This is a genomic window from Haloarcula regularis, from assembly GCF_029338315.1.
In the GTDB taxonomy this organism is placed as follows: Archaea; Halobacteriota; Halobacteria; order Halobacteriales; family Haloarculaceae; genus Haloarcula; species Haloarcula regularis.
The window spans coordinates 3017645-3031672 of sequence record NZ_CP119794.1 but is presented as its reverse complement, the minus strand read 5'-3'; the positions used below and the strand labels follow the sequence as shown (position 1 = coordinate 3031672).

General features: G+C 68.4%; 13 protein-coding genes and 1 pseudogene. 11 read left to right on the top strand and 3 right to left on the bottom strand.

Annotation, left to right across the window (positions count from 1 at the left end; all coding sequences use genetic code 11):
• Positions 1–35: 35 nt before the first annotated feature.
• The 3 genes from P1N55_RS16395 (at position 36) to P1N55_RS16385 (ending at position 2291) form a co-directional block, all read left to right on the top strand.
• On the top strand, positions 36–506 hold the full coding sequence (locus P1N55_RS16395; RefSeq protein WP_276276575.1) for a DUF7109 family protein: 471 nt from the start codon (positions 36–38) through the stop codon (positions 504–506).
• A 61-nt stretch (positions 507–567) separates the two neighbouring features.
• Positions 568–1185, top strand: coding sequence for an NUDIX hydrolase (locus P1N55_RS16390; RefSeq protein WP_276276574.1), 618 nt, complete (start codon positions 568–570; stop codon positions 1183–1185).
• Complete coding sequence (locus P1N55_RS16385) at positions 1185–2291, top strand: NAD(P)/FAD-dependent oxidoreductase (protein ID WP_276276573.1); 1107 nt, start codon at positions 1185–1187, stop codon at positions 2289–2291. The genes P1N55_RS16390 and P1N55_RS16385 overlap by 1 nt, the downstream gene beginning before the upstream one ends.
• Positions 2292–2319: 28 nt before the next feature.
• On the opposite strand, the gene P1N55_RS16380 is transcribed toward P1N55_RS16385, so the two are convergent.
• Entirely contained in the window at positions 2320–2757 is a 438-nt protein-coding gene (locus P1N55_RS16380; RefSeq protein WP_276276572.1) for an Hsp20/alpha crystallin family protein, read from the bottom strand.
• The gene (locus tag P1N55_RS16375; protein WP_276276571.1) at positions 2754–2912 is read right to left on the bottom strand and encodes a DUF7559 family protein; all 159 of its coding nucleotides are present in this window, start codon (positions 2910–2912) and stop codon (positions 2754–2756) included. Before P1N55_RS16375 ends, P1N55_RS16380 begins: the two co-directional genes overlap by 4 nt.
• Positions 2913–3008: 96 nt before the next feature.
• Here P1N55_RS16375 and P1N55_RS16370 point away from each other — a divergent pair, with 96 nt between their 5' ends.
• Positions 3009–3806, top strand: coding sequence for a DUF429 domain-containing protein (locus P1N55_RS16370; protein WP_276276570.1), 798 nt, complete (start codon positions 3009–3011; stop codon positions 3804–3806).
• A 41-nt stretch (positions 3807–3847) separates the two neighbouring features.
• On the opposite strand, the gene P1N55_RS16365 is transcribed toward P1N55_RS16370, so the two are convergent.
• The gene (locus P1N55_RS16365) at positions 3848–4549 is read right to left on the bottom strand and encodes an SDR family NAD(P)-dependent oxidoreductase (protein WP_276276569.1); all 702 of its coding nucleotides are present in this window, start codon (positions 4547–4549) and stop codon (positions 3848–3850) included.
• Positions 4550–4857: 308 nt separating this feature from the next.
• On the opposite strand from P1N55_RS16365, the gene P1N55_RS16360 reads away from it, so the two are divergent.
• The 7 genes and pseudogenes from P1N55_RS16360 to P1N55_RS16330 all read left to right on the top strand — a co-directional run bounded on the left by P1N55_RS16360 (position 4858) and on the right by P1N55_RS16330 (position 14016).
• Positions 4858–6000 (top strand): glutamate-cysteine ligase family protein, encoded by a 1143-nt coding sequence (locus P1N55_RS16360; protein WP_276276568.1) that lies wholly within the window; start codon positions 4858–4860, stop codon positions 5998–6000.
• A 55-nt stretch (positions 6001–6055) separates the two neighbouring features.
• The gene (locus P1N55_RS16355) at positions 6056–7771 is read left to right on the top strand and encodes a radical SAM protein (protein ID WP_276276567.1); all 1716 of its coding nucleotides are present in this window, start codon (positions 6056–6058) and stop codon (positions 7769–7771) included.
• A gap of 93 nt (positions 7772–7864) precedes the next feature.
• Positions 7865–9684: pseudogene (locus tag P1N55_RS16350) on the top strand (flippase-like domain-containing protein).
• A gap of 181 nt (positions 9685–9865) precedes the next feature.
• Positions 9866–11032 (top strand): DUF7504 family protein, encoded by a 1167-nt coding sequence (locus tag P1N55_RS16345; protein ID WP_276276566.1) that lies wholly within the window; start codon positions 9866–9868, stop codon positions 11030–11032.
• Between the two features lie 222 nt (positions 11033–11254).
• On the top strand, positions 11255–11560 hold the full coding sequence (locus P1N55_RS16340; RefSeq protein ID WP_276276565.1) for a hypothetical protein: 306 nt from the start codon (positions 11255–11257) through the stop codon (positions 11558–11560).
• A 286-nt stretch (positions 11561–11846) separates the two neighbouring features.
• Entirely contained in the window at positions 11847–12812 is a 966-nt protein-coding gene (locus tag P1N55_RS16335) for a transcription initiation factor IIB (RefSeq protein ID WP_276276564.1), read from the top strand.
• 163 nt (positions 12813–12975) lie between these two features.
• The gene (locus tag P1N55_RS16330) at positions 12976–14016 is read left to right on the top strand and encodes a DNA-methyltransferase (protein WP_276276563.1); all 1041 of its coding nucleotides are present in this window, start codon (positions 12976–12978) and stop codon (positions 14014–14016) included.
• Positions 14017–14028: the final 12 nt, after the last annotated feature.

Genomic DNA, 14028 nt, shown 5'->3' with positions numbered 1-14028 from the left:
ACAGTCTGAAGCCCCTCGCCCACGGGTGGGCAGGTATGGACCCGACACCCGACGAGCTCGCGGGCGTGGTCGACCTGTTCGGGGCGCTGACGCGTGCCGAACTCGGCCAGGCCTGTGCGGAGCTGGCCTTCAAGCGCGGGGACCGGGTCGACGCCGACGCGTTCGAGTCCAGTATCGACGACGCCGTCGCGTCCTACCACCTCGTCGCGGTCACGGACCACGGCGCCGACGTCGACGCGCCCCTGCTCGTGGCCGGCCCGACGGCCTTCCCGACGCTCCCGGAGGGGGCCGGGGACCTCCCGCACATCCTCGACGTGCCGGAGCGTGCCCTCGACCGGGACGCCGTCGTCGCGGCCGCCGAGGACCGGTTCCAGGAGGACGCGATGCTTGCGGCCAAGGCCGAGGACGAGGCCCGCGCCGCCGAGCTCGTCGACGTCAGTTACGACCTGGACGCCTGGGGCCCCGTCGCCGTCGACGGCATCCGCGAGCGACTCGACAGCGTCTAGAGCGACCGCGGACGCGGCGAGCACGAACGGAATTAAGAGCGTCCGCACCATCCGGGCTAGCATGGACTTCGACCGGGTGGCGGCGTACGACCCAATCGTCGTCGAGGACGAACAGCGGGAGGCCGCCGTCATCGCACCGGTCGTCACCCGCCCGGAGGGGCCCGCGATACTGTTCACCAAGCGGGCCGACCACCTCACCGACCATCCCGGACAGATGTCGTTCCCCGGAGGCGGGCGCGAGCCGGAGGACGACGACCTGCTGGCGACGGCCATCCGCGAGGCCAACGAGGAGATCGGCCTCGACCCGATGGCGGTCAACGTCGTCGGCCGACTCGACGACATCCGGACGGTAACCCACTACTCGGTCCGCCCGTTCGTCGCGCGCATCCCCGACCGCGAGTACCTCCCCAACGACGAGGAGGTCGCGGAGGTCGTCACCCTCTCGGTCGCCGACCTCACCGACCCGGACAACTATGAGTCCGAACAGCGCGACCACCCCTACTACGGGGAGATCCGCCTGCACTTCTTCTACGTCGACGGCTACACCGTCTGGGGGGCGACCGCGCGGATGCTCGTCCAGTTGCTCGAGCTCGCGACCGACTGGCGGATGCCGCCGGAACCCGACCGCTACGCCGGCCCGGACGACGACCTGCCGCCGAGCGTCCGCGACCAGGTGTGATGCGCATCGCCGTCGTCGGCGGTGGCGCGGTCGGACTCGTCGCCGCCGCCGCCCTGGCCGACCGCGACGCGGACGTGGTCTGTTTCGAGCGCGACGAACTGGGGAACGGGGCGACGGGCCGGGCCGCGGGCATCTGCTACGACGCCTTCGCCGACCCCCTCGACGCCGCCGTCGCCGACCGCGCGCTGGCCCGCTACCGCGAGTGGGACCTCCTGGAACCGTGGCCGTACGTCTGGGTCGCCCGCGACGAGGCCGACGCGCGAGCGGTTCGGGCGCAGGTCGACCGGATGCAGCGCCTCGGTCGGAACGTGAGCCACGCCGACGGGGCGACGCTGGCCGACCGGTACCCCGCGCTGGAGACCGAGACCATAACGGCAGCGGGCGTCGCTCACGACGCTGGCCTGCTCGACCCGACGGAGGTGGTCGACGCGCTCGCCGTTCGCGCTCGCGAGGCAGGCGCGGTCCTTCGGCCCGGGACGCCGGTGTCGCTCGTGGCGGACGACCTGCGGACGCTCGCGACGCCCGCCGGCGAGGAGCGGTTCGACGCAGTCGTCGTCGCCGCGGGGTGGGCCACTGAGCGACTGCTCGCCGACGCCGACGTCGACCTCGCGCTGAAGACCTACCGGGCACAGGTGCTCGAGACGACGCCGGTGGACGCGACGCTCCCGTCGCTGTACGACGCGACCCGGGAGTTCTACTGGCGGCCGCGGGGCGACGGCCTCCTCGTCGGCGACGGCGCCCACGACGCGTCACCCGGCGAGTGGAACCGCGACGCCGACCCCTCGTTTCTCGAGTCGGCGCTGGGTCGCCTCGGCGCGACGACGACGCTGGACCCGGCCGTCGCTCGCTCGTGGGCCGGCCTGTGTACCGCCACGCCTGACCGGGACCCGCTGGTGGGTCGGGTCGCCGACGGACTCTGGGTCGCGACGGGGTGGCAGGGCCACGGCCTCATGCGGGCCCCGGCGATGGGCGAGTATCTGGCCAGTAGCGTCCTCGGGACAGAACACCCGATCGACGCACAGGTCGCGGACCGCCTGGACCCGACGCGGTTCGACGGGACCGAGACGTTCGACGCGCTCGGTGACCCGACCCGCGACTGGGAGTGAGCGACGCCCCCACGCCCCGGCGATGCTCTCAGGCCTCGTCGTCCGCCGCGTCGTCGTGGTCCGTGTCGGCGTCGTCGTCGGCCGTCTCGACGGCCCCGTCTTTCGGGATGGTGACCTGCAGCGTCCCGTTGTGCTTCAGTGTGGCCGTCGCCGCCTCTGGGTCGACGACGGCGTCGTCGGGCAGCGTGACCGAGCCGTCGAGCGCCAGGCCGCGGCCCGGGTAGCGCATCTCGAATCCCTCGTGGAAGTCCCGGAACCGGTCGATGCGGACCTCGACGCGGTCGTCGACGTAGCGCACCTGCACGTCGCTCGACACCGCGCCCGGGGCGTCGAAGACGACCAGGTAGGCGTCGTCTGCCTCGAGCAGGTCGGCGGGCAGGGGCTTGTTCTCCTGGACGCGACTGGACGCTCGCCCGAGGTTGCCGAAGATGGCGTTACCGATGGACTCGCCGATGTCCCGCATCATACCTCGATGGCCTCCAGCGTCTCCGTCTGGCCGCAGTACGGACAGTGAAAGTCCGACACGCCGGTCTCGTCGGGCATGTCGTAGGTGTAGTGGAGTTCGAACATGTCCAGCGTACAGTCGTCGTTGTTGCAGACGAGTTCCAGGGTCGCGGGCATACCATTCTGTTGGCACGTCCCGGACAAACCGCTTTCGGACGCGTTCGACCTGTCCAGTTCCAAACATTGATAATAGCGGGACCTAACAAACAGTCTATGGGTTCCGGTGTGCTGGGCGTGGACTTCAGCGGTGCCAGGGAGGCAGGGGACACACTCTGGGTGACGGAGGCGAACCACACGGCGACCGGCCTGGTCGTCGAGGACTGTTACCGTGCGGGCGACGCGTGGGGGCGCGACCGCGAGTCGGCCTACGCGGGCCTCGTCGAGCGAATCACCGACGACGACGTGACGACCGTCGGCCTGGACTTCCCGTTCAGTCTCCCGCAGGTGCTGCTTTCGGCCCTGTGTGGCGGCGACTGGACGGGCTTTCTCGAGTGGGTCGCGGGGAGCGGCGGCCCCGCAGACCCCGTGGCGTTTTCCTCGCGCTGTCGGGAACGGGCCGAGGCCCTCACCGGCGCGCGCGACGTGCGGCGCGAAACTGACCTCCAGCGCGCGGCGCTGTGTCCTTACACGAATCGCGTCCGGAGCATGACCTACCACGGGGCGCGGGAGGTACTGGGTCGGCTCGCTCCCCGCGAGGACACGGCCGTCGTCCCGATGCAGGCCGACGACGCCGCGACGCGGGTCTGTGAGGTGTACCCGGCGGCGACGTTCGGCTGGCTCGGGTGCTACCGCGAGGGGTACAAGCAGGTCGACGGCGCCCGCGAGCGGCGGGCCCACAACGTCCGGACGGTCGAGGCCTGCAGCGTGGACGTCGGCGACCACCGCGAGACGTACCTCGAGAACCACGACGCGCTGGACTCGCTGGCCGCGGTGGTCTCGGCCGCGCGAGTCTGTGACGGCTCCCGGCCCGACCCGGTCGGCCCCGACGCCGAGGGCCACATCTACATCTGAAGCGCGGCACCGTCACTGCCCGCCCCCGCCGCGCACCGCCCTCACCACGCGATGACCTCGCGGTTCCGCCAGAACCGCCCGCCCGTACTGCCCGGCCGGAACGTCGCCAGCCAGACCGGCGTGTCTGCCCCCTCGGCGGGACTCTTCGGGGCGGCCGGCGAGCCCATGTCGGTCCGCACCCATCCCGGACACGCGGCGTTGGCGACGAGGCCCTGGCCGTGGTACTGGCCGTGGAGGTACGTCGTGAAGCCGTTGAGTCCCGCCTTCGAGACGCGGTAGGCCGGCCAGCCACCGCTCATGCCCTCGCCGAGCGCACCCATCCCCGAGGAGACGTTGACGACGCGGCCGCCCTGGCCGTCCAGCAGGTGCGGCAGCGCGAGTTGCGTCAGGACGACCGGCCCGCGCAGGTTCACGGCCAGTGTCGCGTCGACGTCCTCGACCGCCGCGGCGTGGAGCGGGCCCCGCGGCCCGCCGACACCGGCGTTGTTCACGAGCACGTCCAGACGACCCGCGTCGGCCGCGACGTGGTCGACGGCCGCCCGCATCGTCGCGTCGTCGGTCACGTCGAGTTCGATCGGTCGCTGGCCGGCAGCCGTCACGTCGTCTGTACTGCGTGCGCCGGTGTAGACCGTCGCGCCGTGGTCGACCAGCTGAGTCGCTATCTGTTCGCCGATACCACGCGTCGCGCCTGTCACGAGGACGACCTGTTCGTCCATGGAGTCGTATCGTTCGACGGAGACCATCGTGCTAGTCCAACGGCATCACACCGACATATGAGTTCGTCGCGCTGGCGAGATTCGAATCGATCGATGGGCGTGTCGCCCGACAGAGCGCGGGCGTGTCAGTCGGCGATCTCACCCCCCGCCAGCGCTACGTTGCACCCGGTAGAACCGAGGGTGACATAACTTTCCAAACCGATAGATACTAGGTATATAGACATAATATTCCCAGCCTTAACGGATATAACTTTGTAGACACCGGAAGATATAACCGTATATTTTGTGAATCTGCAGACTGGCACTAACCATGCGTCGAGCCGCGAGGGATTCTAATGGTAGATGACAGCGTCGACAGCGGAGTTCCGGGGCCACCGCCGGACTCGACGACGATTCGGCGGAGTATCGAAGTCGAGTACTGGGTCGTCGACGAAACGGGGAGACTGGTTGAACCGGACGGGTTGACTGATTTTCCAGGCGTCGAGCGGGAGTTCGTCGAACCGCTTCTCGAAATCAAGACCACACCCTGTGAGACGTCGGAGGAGCTGCGGACCGAACTCCTCGAACGGATCACCAGGGTCGTGAACCGGGGAAAGGATATCGGGAAACGACTCGTCCCGCTCGCGACGCCGATCCACGAACCCGAAATCGGAGAGATTCCGAGCGATCGGACACGGATTCAGAACGACGTCGTCGGTGAGAACTTCGAGTACGTCCGTCACTGTGCCGGGACACACATCCACGTCGAGCAACAGCCAGGGCGGTCGATCGAGCAGTTGAACACGCTGGTCGCCCTGGACCCCGCCCTCGCGCTCGTCAACTCCTCGCCGTATTACGAGGGCCGGAGCGTCGCCGTCGGCGGTCGGTCGTGGCTCTACCGCTGGATGGCGTACGCCGACCTCGCACACCAGGGCCGACTCTGGCGGTACGTCGATAGTCACGACGAGTGGAACCGGCGGATCGAGCGCCGATACGAGGAATTCGTGGAGGCAGCGAGAGACCATGGCGTCGACCGACGGGACATCGTGGCGAACTTCGACCCCGAGAGCGCCGTCTGGACGCCGGTCCAGCTCCGCGACGAGTTCAACACGGTGGAGTGGCGGTCGCCCGACACCGCGCTCCCGAGTCAGGTCCTGCGGGTCGCCGACCATATCGCCACGGTGACGGCACACCTGACCGAGACCGAACTGCGAATCGAAGGCGACAGAGGGGAGATCCGGGAGGACGGGATCATCGTCCCCGAGTTCGACACCGTGCTCGAGTACCTGAACGAAGCGATCGAGGTTGGCCTGGAATCGGAGGCTGTGTGTGGCTACCTCGACCGGATGGGGTTCCAGCCCGATACGTACGACCCGATCGCCCACGAGATTGACGGCCGGGAGGTAGTCGACCGGGAAGGGGCCCGAGAGATCCGGCTCACGTACGCACAGCGGCTCGAAGAGGAGGTGACTCGCGCGGCACCGGTCCGCCGCGAGTGAGACGGCACGCGCCCGACCAGACACCGTTTTAGGCGTCGAGCGACAAGCCGCGTCCATGACCGACCCCGAGACGCTCGACGTGACCATCGTCGACGGCTACGTCGACGAACCCGCGCACTTCGGGGTTCCGCCCTACGTCTCGACCTACCCGCGCTACGCCGCCGGCGCGCTGGTCGACGCCGGCGTCCCCCGCGAGCGGATCACCTACCACACCATCGACGAACTCCGCGACGACCGGCACCTGTGGCGCGACGTCGAGGAGGCCGACCTGATGGTGTACGTCGGCGGGATGACCGTCCCCGGCAAGTACGTCGGCGGGACCCCAGCCGAACCCGACGAAGTGCGGGAACTCGCCTGGACGGCCGACGGCACCTCCATCATCGGCGGCCCCGTCCGCTTCGGCGTCGGCGAGGCCAACGAAGGGGCCAGCGAGACGGCCCGCGACGACCTCGACTTCGACTTCCTGGCGATGGCCGACGTGGAAGCCGCCGTCTACGACCTCGTCGAGTCCGGCCTGGAGGGGTTCAACAACCGCTACCGCGACGTCGAGGAGGAGACCCGCTGGGCCAGAGCGGGCGCGTTCGTCGTCGAGCAGCACCCGAACCACCCCGACTATCTCATCTGCGAGATGGAGACCTCGCGGGGCTGTCCGTACCGGTGTTCGTTCTGCACGGAGCCGATGTACGGCAACCCCGACTTCCGTCCACCCGAGAGCGTCGTCGACGAAGTGGATGCGCTCTCGGACCGCGGCGTGAAACACTTCCGACTGGGCCGGCAGGCCGACATCCTGGCCTACGGTGGCGACGGCGAGGCCCCGAACCCCGACGCCCTGCGCCGATTGTACGGCGGCATCCGCGAGGTGGCCCCCGACCTCGAGACGCTACACCTGGACAACATGAACCCCATAACCATCGTGAAGTGGCCAGAGAAGGCCAGAGAGGGGATCCGGATCATCGCCGAACACAACACGCCCGGCGACACCGCCGCCTTCGGCCTCGAGTCGGCGGACCCGAACGTGATGAGCGACAACAACCTCAACGTCACCGCCGACGAGTGTTTCGAGGCCGTGAAGGTCGTCAACGAGGTGGCCGGCTTCAGGCCTGGCGGCGACCGGGACACGGCCCCCAACCACGGCGCGGACGCCGCCCCTCGCCTGCCGAAACTCCTGCCGGGCATCAACCTCGTCCACGGGCTGAAAGGCGAGACCAGGGAGACCTTCGAGCACAACAAGCGGTTCCTCCAGCGGGTCTACGACGCGGGCCTGATGCTGCGCCGGGTGAACATCCGCCAGGTGATGGCCTTCGAGGGGACCGACATGGCCGACACCGGCGCGGAGATCGCCCACGACCACAAGAAACTGTTCAAGCAATACAAGCGGGAGGTCCGTGAGACCATCGACAACCCGATGCTCAAGCGCGTCGCGCCGCCGGGGACCGTGCTGCCGGACGTCCACCTGGAGTACCACCAGGACGGCAAGACCTTCGGCCGGCAACTCGGCACCTACCCGCTGCTCGTCGGGCTCCCGGGCGAGCGCGACCTGGGCACGACGCTGGACGTCGCCGTCACCGGCCACGGCTACCGCTCGGTGACCGGCGTGCCCTACCCGCTGGACCTGAACTCGGCGTCGATGGGCGAACTCGCGACGATCCCGGGCGTCGGCAAGAGCCGCGCCGGCGACATCGTCGTCGGCCGGCCCTACGAGTCGGTCTCGGAGGTCGGCGACGACCTCGCGAAGTTCGTCACTGCTCGTTCGCCGCCGAAGGCAGACTAACTCTCCAGTCGATCGAGAACAGGCCGCACATCGCTCCGACTGCAGTCGAAGCGAACAGAAGGTACTTTTGCGCCGCTCGCACATCCCGAGGTAATGAGCGACGGAGTCGAGGTGAGCGTCGTCCTCCCCGCCTACAACGAGGCCGACACCATCGAGGAGACCGTCCGCGTCACCCTCGAGACGCTCGACTCCTTCCTGCCTGCAGGTGCCTACGAGGTCATCGTCGCGGAAGACGGCTGTGCCGACAGGACGCCCGAGATCGCGGCGCGTCTCGCACGCGAGGACGACCGGGTTCGGCACGTTCACAGTGACGAGCGCCTCGGTCGCGGCGGCGCACTCGAGTACGCCTTCGAGCGGGCCAGAGGGGAGACCCTGGTCTACTTCGATACGGACCTCGCGACGGACATGCGGCACCTCGAGGAACTGGTCGAGTCTATCCGGACCGACGGCTACGACGTGGCGACGGGGTCGCGGTGGCTGCCCGAGAACCGCGCAGACCGCCCGGCGAAGCGGGGCATCCCCAGTTTCGGGTACAACACGCTGGTCCGGACGGTCCTCCGGTCGGACCTGCGGGACCACCAGTGTGGCTTCAAGGCCTTCGACCGGACGGCACTCGAGTCGCTGTTGCCCGCGGTCGGCGACGAGCACTGGTTCTGGGACACCGAAGTGCTGGTGAAAGCCCAGCGTCGGGGCTACCGCGTCAAGGAGTTCCCCGTCGACTGGACGCCGAAGGGTGACTCGAAGGTCGACATCGTCCGCGACGTCTTCGGGATGGGGAGCCAGATACTCCGGACCTTCTGGGAGCTGTCGGTCAGCCCCCGCATCACCCGCCGGGTGTCGCTGGGGGCGGGGACCGCGCTCGTCGTCGTCGCCCTGCTGTTGATGACCCAGTACCTCGACCCCCAGGCGGTGCTGACCCGGATGGCCGGCGCCGACCCCGGCATCGTGCTGGCGAGCGCGCTCGTGTACGCGGTCTCGTGGCCGCTCCGCGGTGCCCGCTACCGCGACATCCTCTCGTCGATGGGCTATCGCGAGCACTGGGGCTTCCTGACCGGCGCGGTCTTCATCAGCCAGACCGGGAACCTCGTCTTCCCGGCCCGCGCCGGCGACGCCGTCCGGGCCTACGTGGTGAAGGCCCGCCGGTCGATCCCCTACCCGACGGGCTTTGCCTCGCTGGCCGTCGAGCGCGTCTTCGACCTGCTGACCATCACGCTACTGGCCGGCGTCGTCATGGTGGCCCTGGCGGCGACGGGGTCGGCCGACCAGCTGCTCGTGGCCCTGACCGACGGGGCAGTCGGGGCGACACGGCCACCAGCGGGCGGACCGCTATCGCCGTCGCCGCCGGCGTCGGCGTCGCCGCCATCACTGCAGTGACGGCCATCGTCGCCAGCGCCCGCACCGACCGGAACTTCGTCCGCCGGACGGTCGGCGCGTTGAGCGACGACTCCTACGCCGACTACGTCGCCGGCGTCGTCGAGCGGTTCGTCGGCGACGTCCAGACAGTGGCCGCGGACGCCTCGGCCTTCGGCCGCGTGGGCGGTGCGAGCCTCCTCATCTGGTCGCTGGACGTGGTGACCGCCATCGTCGTCTTCGCCGCCTTCGGCGTCGACGTGACGCTCGCCGTCGTCGCGGTTGGGTTCTTCGCGGTCAGCGTCGGGAACCTGGCGAAGGTGCTCCCGCTGACACCCGGCGGCGTCGGCCTCTACGAGGGAGCGTTCACGCTCATCATGGCCGCGCTGACGCCCGTCGGGGTCGCCACCGCGCTCTCTATCGCCATCGTCGACCACGCGGTCAAGAACGTCGTCACCATCGCCGGCGGGGTGGCCTCGATGGCCTGGCTCAACGTCTCGCTGACGAAGGCCGTCGAGGAGTCACAGAGCGCGGGGGACGTTGAGGTCGAAGCGGACGATTGACTCCGTCGACCCGCTTCGCGTGGTCGACACGCGAGCGTCCGGGTCGTAGAAGCGGACGATTGACCACCGAGGGCCGCCGTGCGTGCCTGAGACTCGAGCGACCGGCTTTCCCGTTTCGGCCGTCAGGGTGGGGACGGACGACAAAGCAGGCTTTTTATCGGTTCACAGACCACTCCGTGGTGTGAGCGACTGGTTGTTCCCGGACGAGGACGTCGACCCGGACGACATCGACCCGGAAGACGTCGACATCCGCCGGTTGAACACGCACGACATCGATCCCGGCACGAGCATCCTCGTCGCCGGCCCGGTGATGACGGGGAAACGCCGCTTCGGCGTCGACGTGCTCGGTGGCTCCGCCTCGCGGACGGCCTGCATCGTGACCACGAAGAAGTCCGCCCGCCACGTCGACGCGTCGTTCCGGGCGGCCGTCGAGGGCGACGACTGGGACCTCTCGATAGTGGACTGTAACGGGGGCATCAACCGCGAGGACCAGACGGGGGACTACACGCTCGAACAGGTCTCGACGCCGAGTGACCTGACCGGCATCGGAATCAAGCTGAGCGGCGTGCTCCAGCGGTGGTACCACGAGGGCCGTGAGGACCCCCGGGTTCAGTTGCACTCGCTGTCGACGCTGTTGATGTATACGGACATGAAGCGCGTCTACCGGTTCGTCCACGTCGTCCTGGGCCGACTGGATCGAATCGACGCCGTGAGCGTTTTCACGCTCGATACGAGCGAGCACGACCGCCACCGGTTCAACCAGTTCGCACACTGTTCGATGCGGTCGTCGAGGTTAGAGAGGGTGCGGACGGTCGCGAGTTCCGGGTCCGGGGTGGCGAGTTCGGCCCGCAGACATGGACGCGGTACTGACTCAGCCGTCGAAGTGCCGTTCGGCCAGGTCGAGCAGCGAGTCCGTGACGCGGTCGAAGGTGAAGACCAGTCCCGACCACTCCCGGACCGGGAACGTCGCCACGACGACGGCGTCGTACCAGCGGACCGTCGCGTCGAGGTGCCCGAAGTCGAACAGCGCGCTCTCCTCGACGGGGTCACCCAGGCCCTTGAACATCAGCGTCTTGACCCGCTCTGCCATCTCCGCCTCGGAGAACTGCGCCGCGACGTCGTCGCGGACGAACAGGAGGTCGTAGTCGTCGCCGCTGTACTGGAGCGCCATGCGGACGCTGTCGCCCGAACCGTCGAGGATGGCATCGAGCAGGGCCCGTGCGTCCTCGTCCAGGTCGGCGGCGTCGCCCGAGACGTCCTCGGAGACGTCGTCGAGGTCTTCGGCGGCTGCCGAAAGGTCCTCGGAGACCGCATCGAGCGAATCGTCCGTGGGGTCTGGCATGCGTAGGCGAACGCCCCACGGGAAAATAAAGCCACGCCGTCGGCGACCGGTGGTGTTTAGTTAAGGGATTCAAGTCGTGAACAGCCAGAAAGCCCCACCCGAAGCCGGGTGATCAGCCGGCCGGGGCTTTCTGGCTCTCTGAACCGATTGCTGCTAAAGTAAACACCGCCCGGCGACCCGAAGATGTTCGTGGCCGGGACTACGGTCGCTCCAGCCCGAGAGTGAGGTATGACCGACCGGACTGCGGAACTCAGGGGGCTGGCGGCCGACCTCCGGGAGACCGACGACATCGCCGACGCCTTCCTCGCGAAGAGCTTCACCGACCGCCTGCTCGTTGTGGACGTCGCGGGTGGTGGTGCCGTACCGGACGCGACAGCGGTCAGACTGGCCGAACACGGACTCCCTCCGGCAGAGGAGGTCTACGGCGACGACGAGACGGGGCGCTCGTTCGCCGGCGTCGTCGGCGACGCGGCCCGTCACCACTTCGTCGACATCCGAACGCGCGGGCGCCACCAGTCCTACACAGTCGAGTGAGCGGCCCCGCGACGACAGCGAGTGCGCGTGGTCGCGGGTCACCGCCCGGTCCTGGAGACACAGGCACACGTAGCGCTCGCATGCGGAACCGGGCGTTCCGGCCATCAGGCGTGCTATTTGAATGGTCGTGCGAGAGTGACACAGACCCGGGCGTCGACGGGTGAAACGGTGGTCTCCATCACGATACCAGAGCGTTTAAATGGCTTTCGGACGCAGGAAGGTTTACCGACAGCCGCCGGGTTTCTCGGGAAGATTCCAGCCCGGTGAGCACCCGCCCTCGCAACCAATGAGTGACCATACACGACTGCGACAGCGAACCGAGGAAACGACCACGGAGTCGACCGAGTCGACTGCGACCGCCTGCCCTGAATGTAGCGGCTCGCTCGTCATGGACGACGAGCACGGCGAGACGGTCTGTGAGGACTGTGGCCTCGTCGTCGAGTCCGACGAGATAGACCGCGGGCCGGAGTGGCGCGCGTTCGACTCCAGCGAGAAAGACGAGAAGTCCCGCGTCGGCGCGCCGACGACGAACATGATGCACGACAAGGGTCTCTCGACGAACATCGACTGGCGCGACAAGGACGCCTACGGCAACTCCCTGTCGAACAAGCAGCGCCAGAAGATGCAGCGCCTCCGCAAGTGGAACGAGCGGTTCCGCACCCGCGACTCCAAGGAGCGCAACCTCAAGCAGGCGCTGGGCGAGATCGACCGCATGGCCTCCGCGCTCGGACTCCCGGAGAACGTCCGCGAGACCGCCTCGGTCATCTACCGCCGCGCGCTCGACGAGAACCTCCTTCCCGGCCGTTCCATCGAGGGCGTCTCGACGTCCTCGGTGTACGCCGCCGCCCGCCAGGCCGGCGTCCCCCGCTCGCTGGACGAGATTACCGAGGTCTCCCGCGTCGAGAAGAGCGAGATCGCCCGCACCTACCGCTACGTCGTCCGCGAACTGGGCCTGGAGGTCGCGCCGGCCGACCCCGAGAGCTACGTCCCGCGCTTTGCCTCCTCGCTGGAGCTGTCCGACGAGGCCGAACACCGCGCCCGCCAGCTCCTCCAGAACGCCAAGGAACAGGGCGTCCACTCCGGGAAGTCCCCGGTCGGCCTGGCCGCCGCGGCCGTCTACGCCGCCGCCCTGCTGACCAACGAGAAGACCACGCAGGCCGCCGTCAGTGAGGTCGCCGACATCTCCGAGGTCACCATCCGTAACCGGTACCATGAACTGCTGGAAGCCGAGCAGGACCTGCCGGTCGCCTGACGCAGGAAAGAGATTTACCGCGAAGTAGTGTTTAGTCAGGCTTTTTCGATGGTGAACAGCCAGTCGGGGCTTTCTGGCTCTCTTAACCTACAGTTGCTAAAACAAACACTGCTGCGCGCGACAACCGCAAGAACCGAGTCCCGCCCCTGTCTCGACCGTTGATATGGAGACGACACATCGGATCGTCACGGGGGACGCCCGCGAGATTCCCCGCCCGGACGACAGCGTGGAACTCGTCGTCACGTCCCCGCCCTATCCGATGATAGAGATGTGGGACGACATCTTCGGGGCCCTCGACCCGGCTATCGCGGACGCCCTCGCGGCCGGCGACGGTGACCGCGCCTTCTCGCTGATGCACGACATCTTAGATGAAGTCTGGGCCGAGGTAGCCCGCGTCCTCGCGCCCGGGGGCATCGCCTGCATCAACGTCGGCGACGCGACCCGCTCGCTGTCCGACGGCTTCCGCTCGTACCCGAACCACGCCGAGATAACGTCCCGGCTGACCGACCGGGGCCTGCGGGCGCTGCCGGACATCCTCTGGCGCAAGCCGACCAACAGCGGCGCGAAGTTCATGGGTTCGGGGATGGTCCCCCCCAACGCCTACCCGACACTGGAACACGAACACGTCCTCATCTTCCGCAACGGCGAGCGCCGTCGACTGGAACCCGGGGCCGACCGGCGCTACGAGAGCGCGTACTTCTGGGAGGAGCGCAACGAGTGGTTCTCGGACCTCTGGGAGTTCCCCGGCGAGGTCCAGGACTTAGACGAGGGCGTCCGCGACCGGTCGGGAGCCTATCCGCTCGAAGTGCCGTACCGACTCGTCTCGATGTTCTCGGTGTACGGCGACACCGTCCTCGACCCGTTCCTGGGGACGGGGACCACGACGCTCGCGGCGATGGTCGCGGGGCGCAACTCCGTGGGCATCGAACGCGACCCGGACCTGGTCGCCGCGCTCGACCGGCGGGTCGCCGACGTCCCCGAGCGCTCGGCGGGGATGGCACGGGACCGGTTGGCGGCCCACCGCGAGTGGGTCCGGGCCCGCCGCGAAGCCGGCGAGGAACCGGGCTACGAGGCCGAACACTACGGCTTCGCGGTCAACACCAGACAGGAGGAACAGATCCGCCTGTACGCCGTCGACGAGGTCGACGCGACCGACGAGGGGTACCGGGCGATCCACGCACCCATCGAGGCAGGGACGTTTTAGGTCGGCGCGGCG